Genomic DNA, 14798 nt, shown 5'->3' on the forward strand with positions numbered 1-14798 from the left:
TGTCAGGTCGCGTTTTTGGTTCAGCCGCAAGGCCTTTTTGCTACTTTTGCGGCCAGGCAAAAGTAGTCCCGCGGAAGGCGACGAACTACAACATCCGGCAGCGAAGCTGCCGCAAACACCAAAAAAAGCGCAGCTTTTTTATTTACGCTCCGCGAGTGAGACTATTTCGGTAAACACATAAAGTAATAAAGGAAAAAGATTTCGCGGCTAAAAGAAAAATAGCCCGGATAACGGCAACTAGCCTTTCGCAGAAAAAACCGCCTTTTTCTTAGGTTGCGACAGCGACCGAAGGAAGCTCGTTGCAACCTCTAGAAAAACAGGTTTTTTTAAGAAAGCTAATGCCAGTTAGCCGGAAAAAGCTCCAAAAACCAAAACCAAAACCAAACTTTAAGAATTAACTAATTTTTACCCCAATCCGAGCACTCTAATCAACAAAAAACCATTGCCAATTGTCAATTCCCGATTATCTTTGCAATCTGAAATCAGTCTAAACAAGGCTGCTCCAATTATTATGAAACTCGACAGAAAAGAAATACTCAACGTTCTCGAAACCATTACGATTGCCGGCGAAGGCCAGAATATGGTAGAGAGCGGAGCCGTAAAAAACGTGCTCACATTCGGCGATGAGGTCGTCGTAGATTTGGTCTTGGCAACGCCTGCAATGCACATCCGCAAGCGGGCCGAGGAAGACATCAAGAAAATCGTACAGGAAAATTTCCCATCGGTGACTTCGGTCAAAGTGAACTCGAAGGTTGAAGTGCCGGAAAAGAATAATGAAAACCAGATCAAAGGAAAAGACATTCCGGGAATCTCGAACATCATCGCGGTTGCGTCCGGAAAAGGCGGCGTAGGAAAATCTACGGTAACGGCGAACCTTGCGGTGACTTTGTCGCAAATGGGTTTCAAGGTAGGAATTCTCGATGCCGATATTTACGGGCCGTCGATGCCGATCATGTTCGACGTAGAAATGGAAAAACCGATCTCCGAAGTAATAGACGGAAAATCCAAAATGAAACCAATCGAAAGCTACGGCATCAAGATTCTTTCGATAGGATTTTTTACCGCACCGTCACAAGCCGTGATCTGGCGCGGGCCGATGGCTGCAAAAGCATTGAACCAAATGATTTTCGATGCACATTGGGGCGAACTCGATTTCCTATTGCTCGACTTGCCACCGGGAACGGGCGACATCCATTTGTCGATCATGCAATCTTTGCCAATTACGGGCGCGGTCGTAGTAAGTACGCCACAAGCTGTAGCTTTGGCCGATGCGAAGAAAGGCGTTTCGATGTTCCTTTCTGACGCGATAAACGTTCCGGTTTTGGGAATCATCGAGAACATGGCCTATTTCACGCCAGCCGAATTGCCGAACAACAAATATTACATCTTCGGACAACAAGGCGCGCAAAACCTTGCCCAGGATTTGGGCGTGCCTTTCCTTGGCGAAGTGCCGCTTGTGCAATCGATCCGCGAAGCCGGAGATTTCGGACGTCCGGCGGCGATGCAAACCGCGTCGCCAATCGAAGCGATTTTCGAGGAAATCACGAGAAATGTCGTGCAGGAAACCGTCAATCGAAACGACAATTTGCCACCGACCGAAGCAGTGAAAATCACGACAATGGCCGGATGTTCGGCGGTAAAAAAGAAATAAGATCAAAAAATTAGATGGTTGAGAGCTGGGGTTGATCGCGGTCAATTTCGATTTTTCAGTCGTTAAATCTTGAAATAAAAAATGAACACAACAGAACTAACGCAAACCGTAGAGAAAGCGCTCGAAGAAATTCGCCCGTTCCTGCACAGCGACGGAGGCGACATTTCGCTCGTATCGATAGAAAACGACAAGCACGTCACGGTTCGCCTGCAAGGTGCGTGCACGAATTGCAGCGTAAACCAAATGACGCTGAAAGCCGGAGTCGAAACCACGATCAAGAAATACGCGCCCCAAATTGAGACGGTCACAAACGTAGCCTGATTTTTTTGGGCGTGCCGGCGGCGTGCTTCGCAGTTGCAAAATGCAGTTGCAGTGGCAGGTCGGTTTCATGACAGATTTTTTTGGAAGCCGCCGTCGGGCTATCCGCTATATCTTTTGCCAGCAACTTTTCGGTCGAAACAAATCCCGAAAGGCAAAAGGATGCCGCTGCTATCCCTCACGCAATCTCTTAACTTCAACATTCGTCATTCGTTGGTCTTCGTTCAACATTTGAGCCAGAATGGAGAAGTCCAAAGCGATAAGGATCGCCCAGATTCGTGAATTCGTGGCCAATTGCCGAAGACCGGAAATCTTAAAAATAAAGATGCGAAGCGTCAAATCCGTGGCATCCGAAACCAGAGGGAAGCGAAGGAAAGATCCGTGGAATCCGTGTAAATCCGTGCATTCGAGGCAAAAAAAAATCGGATGAAGTCCGCGCAAAGTTTAGCATCACAGTAATTTCGAATAACGAATAACGAATAACGAATAACGAATAACGAATAACGAACAACGAATAACGAACAACGAACAACGAACAACGAATAACGAATAACGAACAACGAACAACGAACAACGAACGAAGAAGCTTCAGTACCCAATATGATCAAAACCGACATCCTCATAATTGGAGCCGGACCAACCGGACTCTTTGCCGTCTTCGAAGCCGGCCTTCTCAAACTCAAATGCCATATTATTGACGCGCTTCCGCAAATCGGTGGGCAATTGAGTGAACTCTATCCGAAAAAACCAATCTTCGACATTCCGGGCTTTCCGGAGGTTTTGGCGGGCGACCTGATCAAGAACCAAATGGAACAGATCAAGCAGTTCGAACCCGGATTCACATTGGGAGAAAGAGCCGAAACGATCGAGCACCAAGAAGACGGAACGTTCATTGTTACCACAGACAAAGGCACGCAAGTTCACGCAAACTCGATCGCGATCGCCGGCGGACTCGGAAGTTTCGAGCCAAGAAAACCGCAAATCGAGGACGTGGAATTCTACGAGGACAAAGGCGTTGAATATTTCGTGAAAGATCCGGAGAAATATCGCGGCAAGAAAGTCGTGATTGCCGGCGGAGGCGATTCGGCTTTAGATTGGAGTATTTTCCTGTCGAATGTTGCATCCGAAGTGACTTTGATCCACAGAAGAAACGAATTCCGTGGCGCACTCGATTCTGTCGAGAAAGTACAGGAACTCAAACACCAAGGCAAAATCAAGCTGATCACGCCGGCAGAAGTCATCGGATTACAAGGTTCGGAAAAACTAGAATCGATCGACATCGAGGAAAACGGCGCACACCGAAACATTCCCGCCGACCATTTCATCCCGCTTTTCGGACTCACGCCAAAACTCGGCCCAATCGCAAATTGGGGTTTGGAAATCGAGAAAAACGCGATCAAGGTCAACAATGCGCTTGACTACCAAACGAATATTCCCGGCATTTACGCCATTGGCGACGTGAACACCTATCCTGGAAAATTGAAACTCATTCTGTGCGGTTACCACGAGGCGACTTTGATGTGCCAATCGGTTTACCAACGCATGAATCCGGGCAAAAAATATGTGCTGAAATACACGACGGTTTCTGGCGTTGACGGTTTCGATGGAACGCGCAAAGAGGCGGAGAAAGCTGTGGTTAAAGCAATTGACTAAGGAAAAGTGGTTATTTCCGCATCGGTTTACTTTGTTTTCGAAATTCACGGCTTGCCTTGGCGAGCTTGTTTGTAAGTGGCGCGAATCAAGACCGGTTATTCGATTCCGCGTCGGCAACATTTAACAAAAACTACAGATTTTCTGTAACCAATGTATTTCAGGAATCGCGATCTTACCTTCAGGGAAGGGGAAAGTGTTTATCCCTACGAAATTTCGCGAACACTTGATTACAGAAAATCTGTAAAAAATGTTAAACCTAAGTGTGGCTCACGTTTGTCGATACGATCACATTTAACAAAAACTACAGATTTTCTGTAACCAACGTATTTCGGGAATCGATCTTACCTTCAGGGAAGGGGAAAGTGTTTATCCCTACAAAATTTCGCGACGACTCGATTACAGAAAATCTGTAAAAAATGTTAAACCTAGGTAGCCGAATTTCGTTCAAGTCTCGGAGAAACAGAAATCCGAAATATTGACCCAAAACCGCAAAGCCTAACTTTTTGGCGTTTTGTGTTTATGCCGTACCTTCGCGCCAAATTTTGCGCCATGTCAGACATCAAAATCACAATCATTGACCGCGAAGGCATTTCCCACGAAGTCGACGCGCCCACAGACATGAACATGAACGTCATGGAACTCGTGCGCGCCTACGAACTCGCTCCCGAAGGAACAATCGGGATTTGCGGCGGAATGGCGATGTGCGCGTCTTGCCAATGTTACGTATTGAACGATGTCGAATTGCCCGAAATCTCAGACGATGAAGATGCGATGCTATCGGAAGCGTTTAATGTAAAAGCCAATTCCCGTTTGGGGTGTCAAATAGCGATCACGCCGGAAATCGAAGGTTTGGCGATTGAACTCGCGCCCGAATCGTAACTCCGATTTTTTGAGCTAAAGGGTTTTCCGCGACCATTTTACTGTCGGATATTTCCGCAACTTTCGTATTATTACAAAACCTTACACCATAGAAAATGACGGCGCATTCCTATTCTGCGGGCTTGCACAAACTGCTGACGCTGAGCGTTCAAGAAAACGATAAATTGGTTTCGGCCGATGCGTTTCTCGACTTTACGCGATCGGTTTTGCGACAGTTCGAACTCGAGGAAGTGGGCGTTTCGTCTCACGTTTTCGACAACGGAAGCTTTACGATGGCCGTCTGTTTGAAAGAATCGCACATCTGCATCCACACTTGGCCTGAATTTTCCCAACTTACTTTGGATGTTTATCTGTGCAATTATCTGCAGGACAATTCGCAAAAGGTTAGGGAAGTGGCTAGCGCTTACGTCGGATATTTTTCGGCTCAAGTCGTAAACGAAAACGAAATCTGGCGCTGATATGGACTTCAAATGCGTAGAATGTAGCGCGGTGACGACAGTAAATGCGCCTATTACGGCCAAACAATTCGTGTGTCCGAATTGCCGGAAAAGTTATTTCTGGAGCGAAGAAGGTTTCCGATTGGGCAAACAATTCGAAAAAACGACTGTCCACACGAGACTGGACATCGGATTAAAAGGTTTTCTCAAAGGACAAGAGTTGACAGTCACTGGCTCGGTCACAAAGCAGGTTTACGGACAATTTTACTGGGAAGAATATACGCTCGTCGACGCCAAAGGCAGTTTTTTCTACCTTTCGCAATCAGAAGGACATTTTATATTGCTACAGGAAATCGAGGCCAAATTCCCATTCGATGGCCGCCATCACATCACACACGAAGAAATCGAGTACAAAATCTACGAGAAACCCAAAGCGCGAATCGTCGATGCCAGCGGATTTTTCGACGAGGAACTTCCAACGGCTGAAGTCAAGATGATGGAATACATCGCGCCTCCATACACGATCTCGATCGAACGCAGTAACAACGAAAACCGCTATTACAAAGGCGAGCACGTTTCGAGACGCCAGATAAAAAAAGCATTCCCAAACTTCGACATGCCCGTAAAATCAGGAGTCGGGATGATCCAACCGTTTCCGGTCGACTTGAAAAACCTGATCCTTACACTTTGCGCCACAGCTATTCTAACGGGAATTCTTCACATTTTCATTTACAGAAACCAATCGGAGCAAAGCATTTTGGCTACCGAATTGCCGTTTTCTGATTTCGACGGAAAACAATTCACGAGCCCAAGTTTCGAATTGGTCGGCGGATCAGCGCCTTTGTCGATCGCGATTTCGGCTCCGGTCGACAATTCTTGGGCAAACCTGAGTGTGGTTTTGGTCGACGAAAAATCCAACGACGAAATCGAAGCGAGCAAAGATGTCGAATATTATCACGGTTACACCGACGGCGAAAGTTGGAGCGAGGGCGCGCAGTCTGAAGACTTCAACATTTGTGGCGTCGGAGCCGGAAAATACCATTTGGTGCTTTCGCCCATGAAAGAAGTAAGCGCGCAGCCTGCCGGAAGTATGGGCGTGAACGTCGTCTGGAACCAACCTTCGTTGCGAAACGTTTGGTTCACGGCTTTGTTCATGGCGATTTTTGTCGCTGTCATTTACTTTATCCGCTATCAATTCGAGAAAAAACGCTGGTCGGAAAGCGACTATTCTGATTATGAATAAAGTGTCAGATTTTATCCGGAAAAACTATATCGTGCTGGGCGTGGCTTCTTGCTTTTTCGTCTATTACGTGTATTCGACAGTCGCCGGAAACCGAATCTGCGATTGCGAAAAAACCGAAAAATACAGCTCTACCACAACGCGTGCGGGCGTTAACCGATTTTATCACAAATAACTATGGAATACATCCACATGCAACCCATCGTCAACTCGGTACTTTACTCGCTTTTGGGTATCGCGATCTTGCTCGTCGGCTACATCATCATCGAGAAATTGACGCCCGAAAACACCTGGAAAAAGATTTCGAGCGAGAACAACACGGCCGTCGCTATCGTTTTTGCCGCGTTCATCATCGGACTTTCCCTGATAATCAGCGCCGCGATTCATGGGTAAACGCCTGCCGAGGTTCGAATTGCTGTTGCTGCTTGCCGTTTTCACCATCGCCACTTGCGGTTTGGTGTACGAGCTCGTAGCCGGAACGCTCGCGAGTTACCTTTTGGGCGATTCGGTGCGCCAATTCTCGTTCATCATCGGAGTTTACCTTTTTTCGATGGGAATCGGATCGTACTTTTCGAAGTTCATCAAAAAGAACCTGATCGACACTTTCGTCGAAATCGAGATTCTCGTCGGTTTGGTTGGCGGACTGAGTTCGGTCGTGCTTTTCATGCTGTTCGAATCGGTCGACTATTTTGAATTCGTGCTCTATTTTCTGGTTTTCGTTACCGGATGTTTGGTCGGGCTCGAAATTCCGCTGTTGATGAACATTCTAAAAGACCGCGTCGAATTCAGCGAATTGGTTTCGAACGTGTTCACTTTCGATTACATCGGAGCTTTGCTGGCTTCGGTTTTGTTTCCGCTCGTCCTGATCCCGAATCTGGGCGTTATGCGAACGTCACTTTTCTTCGGAATGATTAATGTCTCGATCGCGATCGTGCTTTGTTTTGCGCTCAAAAGTCATCTGAAACGCGCGAAAATGCTGCAGTTCAAATCGATTTTTACGTTTTTGCTTTTGGTCGTCGTTTTTATTTTTTCAGAAAAATTGCTTTCGTATTCAGAAGGCAAACTCTACGGCGAAAACATCATCTACACGCACACAACGCCGTATCAGCGCATCGTGATGACGCACAACAAGAACGATTATCGGCTTTATCTCAACAACAACCTGCAATTCAGTTCGGCCGACGAATATCGCTATCACGAAGCGTTGGTGCATCCGACGATGGCCGCATCCAAATCCATCAAAAACATACTGGTTTTAGGCGGAGGCGACGGATTGGCCGTGCGAGAAATCCTCAAATACAAAGACGTCGAACACATCACTTTGGTCGATCTTGATGAAGGAATGACCAAACTTTTTCAGGAAAATATCGTGTTGACGAAACTCAACCAAAATTCGCTCACGCAGCCAAAAGTCAAGGTCATCAATGCCGATGCCTACGTTTGGGCGAGAAATTGCAGCCAAAAATTCGATGCCGTGATCGTCGATTTTCCCGATCCTTCGAATTACAGTTTGGGGAAATTGTATTCGGTGAATTTCTACAGGACGCTTTCGCGGATCATGACCAACGACGCGATCGCCGTAATCCAGACGACTTCGCCTTACTTCGCGCCCAAATCATTTTGGTGCATCAACAAAACCACGGCTCAGATTTTTCCGAAAACCGACGCATATCACGTGTACGTTCCGTCGTTTGGCGAATGGGGTTACACGATCGTTTCCAAGAATCCGATGGCGAATTTTTCATCGGTCAAGCGAAAAGTGGATGGACTCCGATTTTACGAGTACGATTTTGGGAAACTCCACACTTTTTCCAAAGACATGATCCGCAACGACGTCGAAATCAATCGGCTCGACAACCAAATTTTAGTGCGCTATTTTGATGAGGAATGGGGAAAACTCTAGCGGCAGGCGCAATTTCCTGAAAGGTGTCGGCGCGATTCTACTGCTTGCGCCGATGCTCAAGGCGTGCCAGAAAACCGCGGCCAAAATCCTGATAAAACTCACGGGAACGAATCACGTTTTGGGTCATAAACTTTGGGCGAAAGATTTTCCGAAACCGTCCGAGACCATTGACATACCGTATTTGATAATCGGCGGTGGCATTTCCGGATTGTCTGCTGCGCGCCAATTTTCCAAAAAAGGAATTGCAGATTTTTTGGTTTTGGAAATGGAAAGTCATATAGGTGGAAATTCATCATCTGGCGAAAACAAATTCTCGAAATATCCGCTTGGCGCGCACTATTTGCCGCTTCCGAACTTTCACGACAAGGAATTGCTGGCGTTTTTGGAAGAAGCCAAAATCATCACGGGTTACGACGGGATTTATCCGATTTTCGACGAAACCCAACTTTCGTTTGATCCGGATGAGCGTCTGTTCTACCGAAATGCGTGGCAAGACGGTTTGATTCCGAAGCAAATGTCGGCAAACGATGAATCGGAATTCGAACGGTTTTTGGGTCAGATGCAAAACTTCCGAAGCCAAAAAGGCCAGGACGGAAAATATTGGTTCGACTTGCCTGTCGATTGGTCTTCGTCCGATGAGAAAGCGCGTGATTTCGACAAGATTTCGATGAAGGACTGGCTTTCCCAAAACGAATTTTCGTCTGAAATGCTCGCGGTTTACGTCGATTATTGCTGTCGGGACGACTTCGGATTCGGTATTGAAGCAGTTTCAGCTTGGGCCGGAATCCATTATTTCGCCTCTAGAAAATTCGATGCCACCAAGCAAAAAACCGACGGCGTTTTTACTTGGCCCGAAGGCAACGCCAGACTCGCGTCTCACCTCAAAAAATACTCCGAAGACAAGACCTTGAAAAACCATTTGGCGTATGGGATTTCAGCTTCTGATGCAAAGGTGAAAGTGCTCGCTTACGACGCGTCCAACAAAAAATCAGTAGAAATCATTGCCGACAAAATCGTGGTTTGTGCACCTCAATTCGTCAACAAATACTTGCTTCCGAATCGCAAAGATCTCGCGTCCGAATTCACTTATGCACCTTGGCTTTTGGCGACTTTGACGTTGTCAGATTTGGGCGACAACGGCAGTTTTCCATTGAGTTGGGACAATGTGATCCAGGCGAGTCAAGGTTTGGGCTACATTTACGACCAACACCAATCGATCGGGCAACTGCAACAGAAAAAAGTGATTACGTATTATCGCAGTTTTCCTTCGTCGGACACCAAAAAATCGAGGCGCGAACTTTATTCGAAATCATCTGAATATTGGGAAAAAGTCGTGTTCGACGATCTCAAAACAGCGCATCCGGACATTGAAGAAATTACCGAATCGATCCACATTCACCGTCTCGGCCACGGAATGATCAGCCCGAGACCCGGATTCATTTGGGGAAAGGCGAGGCGTGAATCGGCTAAGAATATAGACTCGAAAATCTATTTTGCGCATTCCGATCTCTCGGGAATTTCGGTTTTCGAGGAAGCTTTTCACCAAGGCATCAAAGCCGTGAACGAACTTTTGCATGAGACAACCCTGGATTCATAAACCCGCAACCGACGGTATTTTTATCTTGTCGCCCGCATTTTTCGTGGCCGCGATCGCGATTGTTTTCCAGAGTTGGCTCGCCAAAATCGAGGATTCACATTCGTTCTACACTTGGCTGTTTTTGATCGTTTTCGTCGACGTCGCCCACGTTTACGCGACTTTGTTCAAAACATATTTTGTCAAATCGGAATTCTCTCAAAGAAGAATGCTTTTGGTCATTTTGCCGATTTTGTGTTTCGCGATCGGATTGCTCTTGTTCTCGTTCGGAAGCACGGTGTTCTGGAGCGTTTTGGCCTACATCGCCGTTTTCCATTTCATCCGGCAGCAATACGGTTTCATGCGGCTTTACTCGAGAAACGAGACCTTTCCGTTGCGCGTGAAGTGGTTCGACAATCTCGTGATCTACGCCGCGACCGGTTTCCCGATGCTATACTGGTTTTTATCTCCGAATCGCAATTTCAACTGGTTCGTGCCAGACGAATTTTTTCAGGTAGAAAGTGCAGAAGCCGTGAAAATCCTGTTCATTTTGTATGTTGTTGTAATGGCGATTTATGTCGTTCGCACGATTTATGTCTGGATAAAATTCCGATGGTTCAACGTTCCGAAGAATGCGATAATCGTCGGGACGGCGCTTTCATGGTTTTTGGGTATCGTCTGGTTCAACAACGATCTGGTTTTTACGCTGCTCAATGTCGTTTCTCACGGCATTCCTTATATGGCGCTGGTTTTCTTTGGAACCGAAAAATCCAGAACCGCGAGCAATTGGCTTCAAATGCTCAAAGGAATTTCGATCTACGTCGGAATTTTGGTCGGGATTGCGTTTTTCGAGGAATACTTTTGGGAGATTTTTGTGTGGAACGACCATTTCTCGTCTGGAATCAATACTTCCGACTGGCAAATCCTACTCGTGCCTTTGCTCACGGTTCCGCAATTCACGCATTATCTACTCGACGGATTCATCTGGAAGTCCAAAAAATAAAAAAGCGGGATTCCTCACATCCCGCTTTTTACTTTCGGTTCGATTTTAAGTGATCGCTCCGAAATTCAATAAAAACAACAACAACAAATAACTTTATGAAATCGGGTAAATGGCTTGGTTTTGTGACCGTTGGCTGAATGTTTTCAACTGTCGGACTGATTATATAACCGCAACGTACGAACAAAAATTGTACGATTTATACAATTGAGGTAAACGCGAAAAATGTTGAGGCGAACCGCGGTGAAATCGATTACGGAAGCGTCGAAAGTGCCTTCGGAAGCAATCGTTGGACGAATTGCGAGTAAGCCGAAGCCGAGGGATGAAGCCCGTCCGAAGCGACCAACGACGGATTTTGCAGTCCATTTTGGGTAATATCGGTTATGTTCACGAATACGATTCCTTGTGTCTGACAATAATTTTGGGCGAACGTATTATACTGGGCAATTTCTGTCGTGATTTGACTCGGATTGGAATAACCTTGACCGAAAGGCGTAAAGGCATAATCAGGAATCGAAACGACGATCACGTTATCCTTATCGCCTTTTGCCAAAGCGATCGCGGTCGCAACCAATTGCGGAAATTCTTGTTCGTAAAGCGAAAACGGTTTGTGTTGGTATTGGTTGTTGACGCCGATGAGAAGCGTAACCAAATCCTGATCGTTGGCCGGATTTTGGGTTTGGATGTTCGAAATCAGATTCGTCGTCGTCCAGCCTGTCGTGGCGATTACCGACAAATTTATCGCGGTCGACGGCATCGCATTTTCGAGCGCAGTCTTGAGTTGCGCGGGAAATCTGCACGTTTCGCACACGTTTTGCCCAATCGTATAGCTGTCGCCCAAAGCCAGGTATTTCAACGTTGTGGACGGATTTGTGGGATTTGGGTTCGTCGGAATAGTGTCGGTTGGATTCGTGGGATTCGTCGGGTTTGGGTTCGTCGGATTCTGGGACACGACATTTCCATCGTCCGATCCGCAGGAAAAGAACGTCACACACAAAACCAGGTAGGGAAAAAGCAATCGTTTCATATTGAAATGTACGAAGTTAAGTCCAATCCGGATTGTCCGAAAAAGAAAAAGACGGAACAAATGCCCGCCTTTTCCAAAATGCACCAATCAAATTACTGCTTGATAAAACGCAGTGTTTTCGTGGCCGATCCGCTGCTTACTTTCACGAAGTAAACGCCTTTCGAAAAGGTTGAAGTCGCGATCGTCAAATCGGAATCCGAAGTGATTTTCTTGCCGGCGATGGTTTGTCCCAAAGTGTTGAAAATGGCGTAAGCTTGCGGCAAGTCGCCCGAAACCGAAATCGCGATATAGTCATTCGCCGGATTCGGATAAAGGTTCAAGCCTTGCAATTTGTCGAAATCGGGAGTAGCCAAAGCGGTACATTTCGTAGAAGTCGTAAGCGTAGACCGACGCACGGAATTCTGTAAAACCGCAAGGATTCTGGCTTTTTGGTTCAATGTGAAGACGTTCATGCAAACGTCGTTGGTATAATCCATGTAGTTTTCGACCATGTCGTTTCCGGCCGCGGCAGTACACGAATTGTAAACCGCGTCGCAATCGTAGTTTTCCTGGGAAGCCGCGGGTGTATCAGGGCAATAATCGTTGAAACTGTCGGTTGCGTTTACGGTACAGAACGAGTTGTCGCCCCAAATGTGACGCAGTCCAAAAAAGTGTCCGATTTCGTGAGTCGCCGTTCGGCCTTTGTCATAATCGGTGTAATAACTTCCGGCAGAATAATCAGATGATCCGAAGCAACGCCAATCGATGATCACACCATCAGTGGTCGCGAGTCCGCCATCGGCATCCAAACCGCCAAGACCCGAATTGCTGGGAAATTGGGCGTAACCCAAAACGCCTGCGAGATCGCCCGAAGTCGAGCTGAACTGACAAACCCAAATGTTGAAATATTGCGTCGGATCCCAAATCGTTTGCGGCTTCAAAGTGCCTTCGACGCCGGTTTCGCTAGACCAATTGGCCACGCCGAGGTTCACGCGATCGATTCCGTTTGTCGCGCTTCCGTCAGGTTTCACTTGCGCCATGCAGAATTCCATTTCGATATCGGCACCCACCGAATTCGCATTGTACCCGCGAGTGTTCAGGATGCGACGGAAATCGTTGTTCAACGCCGTGATTTGCGACAAGATGCGTGCTTCGGTAATATTTTCGTTCGATCCGACGGCGTCACCGTTGTGGATTACATGCACGACAACCGGAATCGTCACCACGACATTGGTGCTTCTCGAGGAAAGCAAGCGTTGTTTCGCAGCCTCGACTTTTGGGGCGATCCAGTTTTCGAAGGCTTCCGAATTGGCACGAGTCGAATATTGTTTTTGCAGTGAAGCCTCGTATTCATCGGAAACGCAGCGCACCAAACCGTTTTTCGCGTTCACGCTTTTAAGGCTTTCGCCGAAGATTTCACGTCCGGTTTGGGCGTGTGCCGACGCAAAGCCAAAAAAGGCAATCGCCAAAAGGGTAATTTTTTTCATGTGGATTTTAGTTTTTTAGCACACAAACCTATCAGATCATGGGCATTTTGAAAATCGAAGTATGCAGACAACCCGGTTTTTGCGACCGAATCCCGATTTTTATCGACGGACGCGAAAATAGATCGCGCCCTGAAATAAATCAGATCCCATACTGGTATTTGAGGTAAACGGTAGTAATGTTGCGGCCAGATCAGGCCAATTCTGGCTTTAAGATTTGATCTTCGATCGCATCCCACAAACCGATGCGTTTTTCGAGGGCTTCGATCGAGATTTCCTCGGCTTCTCGCCATTTGATTTGGTCTTGCGCACAAAGTTCGTCTATCATTTTCATGGCCATCGGTCCGTGTTCGTCGGCGTCGAGTTCGATGTGGCGTTCGAAATAATACACAAGTTCCGACAAATCTGTTTCCGGGAATTGCTTTTGGAAATTCTTGAGAATCTGCGTGAACATGTCCGGAATCAGGTCTTCGCGTCCAAAAGTGAACGCAGCGGCGATTTTGTGGGCTTTTCCTTCCTCGATGACCCTGAAAGTGAATTCGAGGAAAGCTTTTACCTGCGGATGCAAATCACTGCGGCGGATCGCGACGAAGATGTTGTTTAGTGAGAAAATGTCCGAGATGAATTTTTCTACGTCAGACACGTCGGCGCCACAAGATTTCATGGCTGACAAGTACATTTCGTAGTGACTTTTGCGGCTTCCATCAAGCGCGAGATCAGACTCTTCGGCCAATACGATCTCGTTGATCAAATAACGCGTTTCGGGGTTTTGCGAGGCGAACCAAGGCGTGGTCGTGCAAGTCAGTTTTTGTTGCAAAGCTTTGAGCAACGACATGAAATCCCAAACCGCATAGACGTGATTTTCGAGAAAAACATGCAGATCTTCTACCGTTTTTATCTTCTCGTAAAGCGAATGTTGCAAAAGGATTTCTTTTTGAGGCAAAATCGCCTGATTGATTTCAAGAGTTGTCATTAAAGTGGCATTTATGTTCGTTTGGCGTGAACAGGGTTTCAAAAGTAAGCAAAGGCTGCGGTTAAACGAAAACGCGAGGTCAGGATTAACATATATCGTTTTCTTGGCTTGCACGCCAATTTGCGGTTTTTACATATACGAAGTTTTGCAGGGTAAGGGTTTGTCGATTTGTGATTGTGGACACGAGCCGATGCCGGAAATGACGAACAACGAACAACGAATGTCGAATTTCGATCCGGAATTAACCCCGATGCAAGCGGGTAGCCTTTTGCGACAAAGGCTTGGTTTTGGTCGCATTCCAAACGAACGCAGGACGCTCTTGGGGTTGTTTTGCAAAAGCTGGTGTTTGCAAAAAAGCCAAAAGTTAGGTTGCGGGTCTATTTCAAAAATTGTGAATCAAGAGGACTCAAAAATGCGTGAGGTTCAAAACCTTCATTTAACAATTTTTACAGATTTTCTGTAATCAAGTATCTGCGGAATTTTGTAGGGATAAACATTCGCCCCTTCCCTGAAGGTAAGATCGGGATTTCCGGAACAGGTCGGTTACAGGAAATCTGTAGTTTTTGTTAAAAATTAAGTGGATGGAAAATCACTAAACCTATGTTTAACAATTTTTACAGATTTTCTGTAATCGATTGAACGCGGAATTTTGTAGGGATAAACATTCGCCCCTTCCCTGAA

At 46.6% G+C, this 14798-nt stretch carries 16 protein-coding genes; 13 read left to right on the forward strand and 3 right to left on the reverse strand.

What is annotated here, in order from left to right; all coding sequences use genetic code 11:
* From EOO49_RS17790 to EOO49_RS17845, 12 genes are all read left to right on the forward strand, one after another.
* Positions 1-181 (forward strand): hypothetical protein (locus EOO49_RS17790; protein WP_290848185.1); only part of this gene is annotated, 181 nt, incomplete at its 5' end.
* A 330-nt stretch (positions 182-511) separates the two neighbouring features.
* Positions 512-1651: an Mrp/NBP35 family ATP-binding protein gene (locus EOO49_RS17795; RefSeq protein ID WP_290848186.1), complete on the forward strand. Its 1140-nt coding sequence runs from the start codon at positions 512-514 to the stop codon at positions 1649-1651.
* An 81-nt stretch (positions 1652-1732) separates the two neighbouring features.
* The gene (locus tag EOO49_RS17800; RefSeq protein WP_290848188.1) at positions 1733-1972 is read left to right on the forward strand and encodes a NifU family protein; all 240 of its coding nucleotides are present in this window, start codon (positions 1733-1735) and stop codon (positions 1970-1972) included.
* A gap of 597 nt (positions 1973-2569) precedes the next feature.
* The gene (locus EOO49_RS17805; RefSeq protein WP_290848189.1) at positions 2570-3622 is read left to right on the forward strand and encodes an NAD(P)/FAD-dependent oxidoreductase; all 1053 of its coding nucleotides are present in this window, start codon (positions 2570-2572) and stop codon (positions 3620-3622) included.
* A gap of 549 nt (positions 3623-4171) precedes the next feature.
* Complete coding sequence (locus tag EOO49_RS17810) at positions 4172-4501, forward strand: 2Fe-2S iron-sulfur cluster-binding protein (RefSeq protein ID WP_290848190.1); 330 nt, start codon at positions 4172-4174, stop codon at positions 4499-4501.
* 95 nt (positions 4502-4596) lie between these two features.
* The gene (locus EOO49_RS17815) at positions 4597-4959 is read left to right on the forward strand and encodes an S-adenosylmethionine decarboxylase family protein (protein ID WP_290848191.1); all 363 of its coding nucleotides are present in this window, start codon (positions 4597-4599) and stop codon (positions 4957-4959) included.
* A 1-nt stretch (position 4960) separates the two neighbouring features.
* On the forward strand, positions 4961-6181 hold the full coding sequence (locus tag EOO49_RS17820) for a DUF4178 domain-containing protein (protein ID WP_290848192.1): 1221 nt from the start codon (positions 4961-4963) through the stop codon (positions 6179-6181).
* Positions 6174-6353 carry a hypothetical protein gene (locus EOO49_RS17825; RefSeq protein WP_290848193.1) on the forward strand — a complete coding sequence of 60 codons (180 nt, stop codon included), beginning with the start codon at positions 6174-6176 and terminating at the stop codon, positions 6351-6353. Before EOO49_RS17820 ends, EOO49_RS17825 begins: the two co-directional genes overlap by 8 nt.
* A gap of 2 nt (positions 6354-6355) precedes the next feature.
* A complete protein-coding gene (locus EOO49_RS17830) occupies positions 6356-6571 on the forward strand; it encodes a DUF350 domain-containing protein (RefSeq protein ID WP_290848194.1) in 216 nt (71 codons plus the stop codon).
* Positions 6564-8081: a polyamine aminopropyltransferase gene (locus tag EOO49_RS17835; RefSeq protein WP_290848195.1), complete on the forward strand. Its 1518-nt coding sequence runs from the start codon at positions 6564-6566 to the stop codon at positions 8079-8081. Before EOO49_RS17830 ends, EOO49_RS17835 begins: the two co-directional genes overlap by 8 nt.
* Positions 8059-9678, forward strand: coding sequence for an NAD(P)/FAD-dependent oxidoreductase (locus EOO49_RS17840; protein ID WP_290848233.1), 1620 nt, complete (start codon positions 8059-8061; stop codon positions 9676-9678). The genes EOO49_RS17835 and EOO49_RS17840 overlap by 23 nt, the downstream gene beginning before the upstream one ends.
* Positions 9656-10657, forward strand: a complete 1002-nt coding sequence (locus tag EOO49_RS17845) for a hypothetical protein (RefSeq protein WP_290848196.1) — start codon at positions 9656-9658, stop codon at positions 10655-10657. The genes EOO49_RS17840 and EOO49_RS17845 overlap by 23 nt, the downstream gene beginning before the upstream one ends.
* A gap of 250 nt (positions 10658-10907) precedes the next feature.
* Here the strand turns inward: EOO49_RS17845 and EOO49_RS17850 are convergent, their stop codons facing one another.
* From EOO49_RS17850 to EOO49_RS17860, 3 genes are all read right to left on the reverse strand, one after another.
* The gene (locus EOO49_RS17850; protein ID WP_290848197.1) at positions 10908-11681 is read right to left on the reverse strand and encodes an SGNH/GDSL hydrolase family protein; all 774 of its coding nucleotides are present in this window, start codon (positions 11679-11681) and stop codon (positions 10908-10910) included.
* Between the two features lie 92 nt (positions 11682-11773).
* Positions 11774-13147, reverse strand: coding sequence for a T9SS type A sorting domain-containing protein (locus tag EOO49_RS17855; protein WP_290848198.1), 1374 nt, complete (start codon positions 13145-13147; stop codon positions 11774-11776).
* Between the two features lie 190 nt (positions 13148-13337).
* On the reverse strand, positions 13338-14117 hold the full coding sequence (locus EOO49_RS17860) for a DUF3050 domain-containing protein (protein WP_290848200.1): 780 nt from the start codon (positions 14115-14117) through the stop codon (positions 13338-13340).
* Between EOO49_RS17860 and EOO49_RS17865 the strand changes: the two genes are divergently transcribed.
* Positions 14098-14580 carry a hypothetical protein gene (locus EOO49_RS17865; protein ID WP_290848202.1) on the forward strand — a complete coding sequence of 161 codons (483 nt, stop codon included), beginning with the start codon at positions 14098-14100 and terminating at the stop codon, positions 14578-14580. The two genes, EOO49_RS17860 and EOO49_RS17865, sit on opposite strands and share 20 nt — an antisense overlap.
* Positions 14581-14798 lie beyond the last annotated feature (218 nt).

This window comes from Flavobacterium sp. (genome assembly GCF_004295795.1).
Classification (GTDB): Bacteria; Bacteroidota; Bacteroidia; order Flavobacteriales; family Flavobacteriaceae; genus Flavobacterium.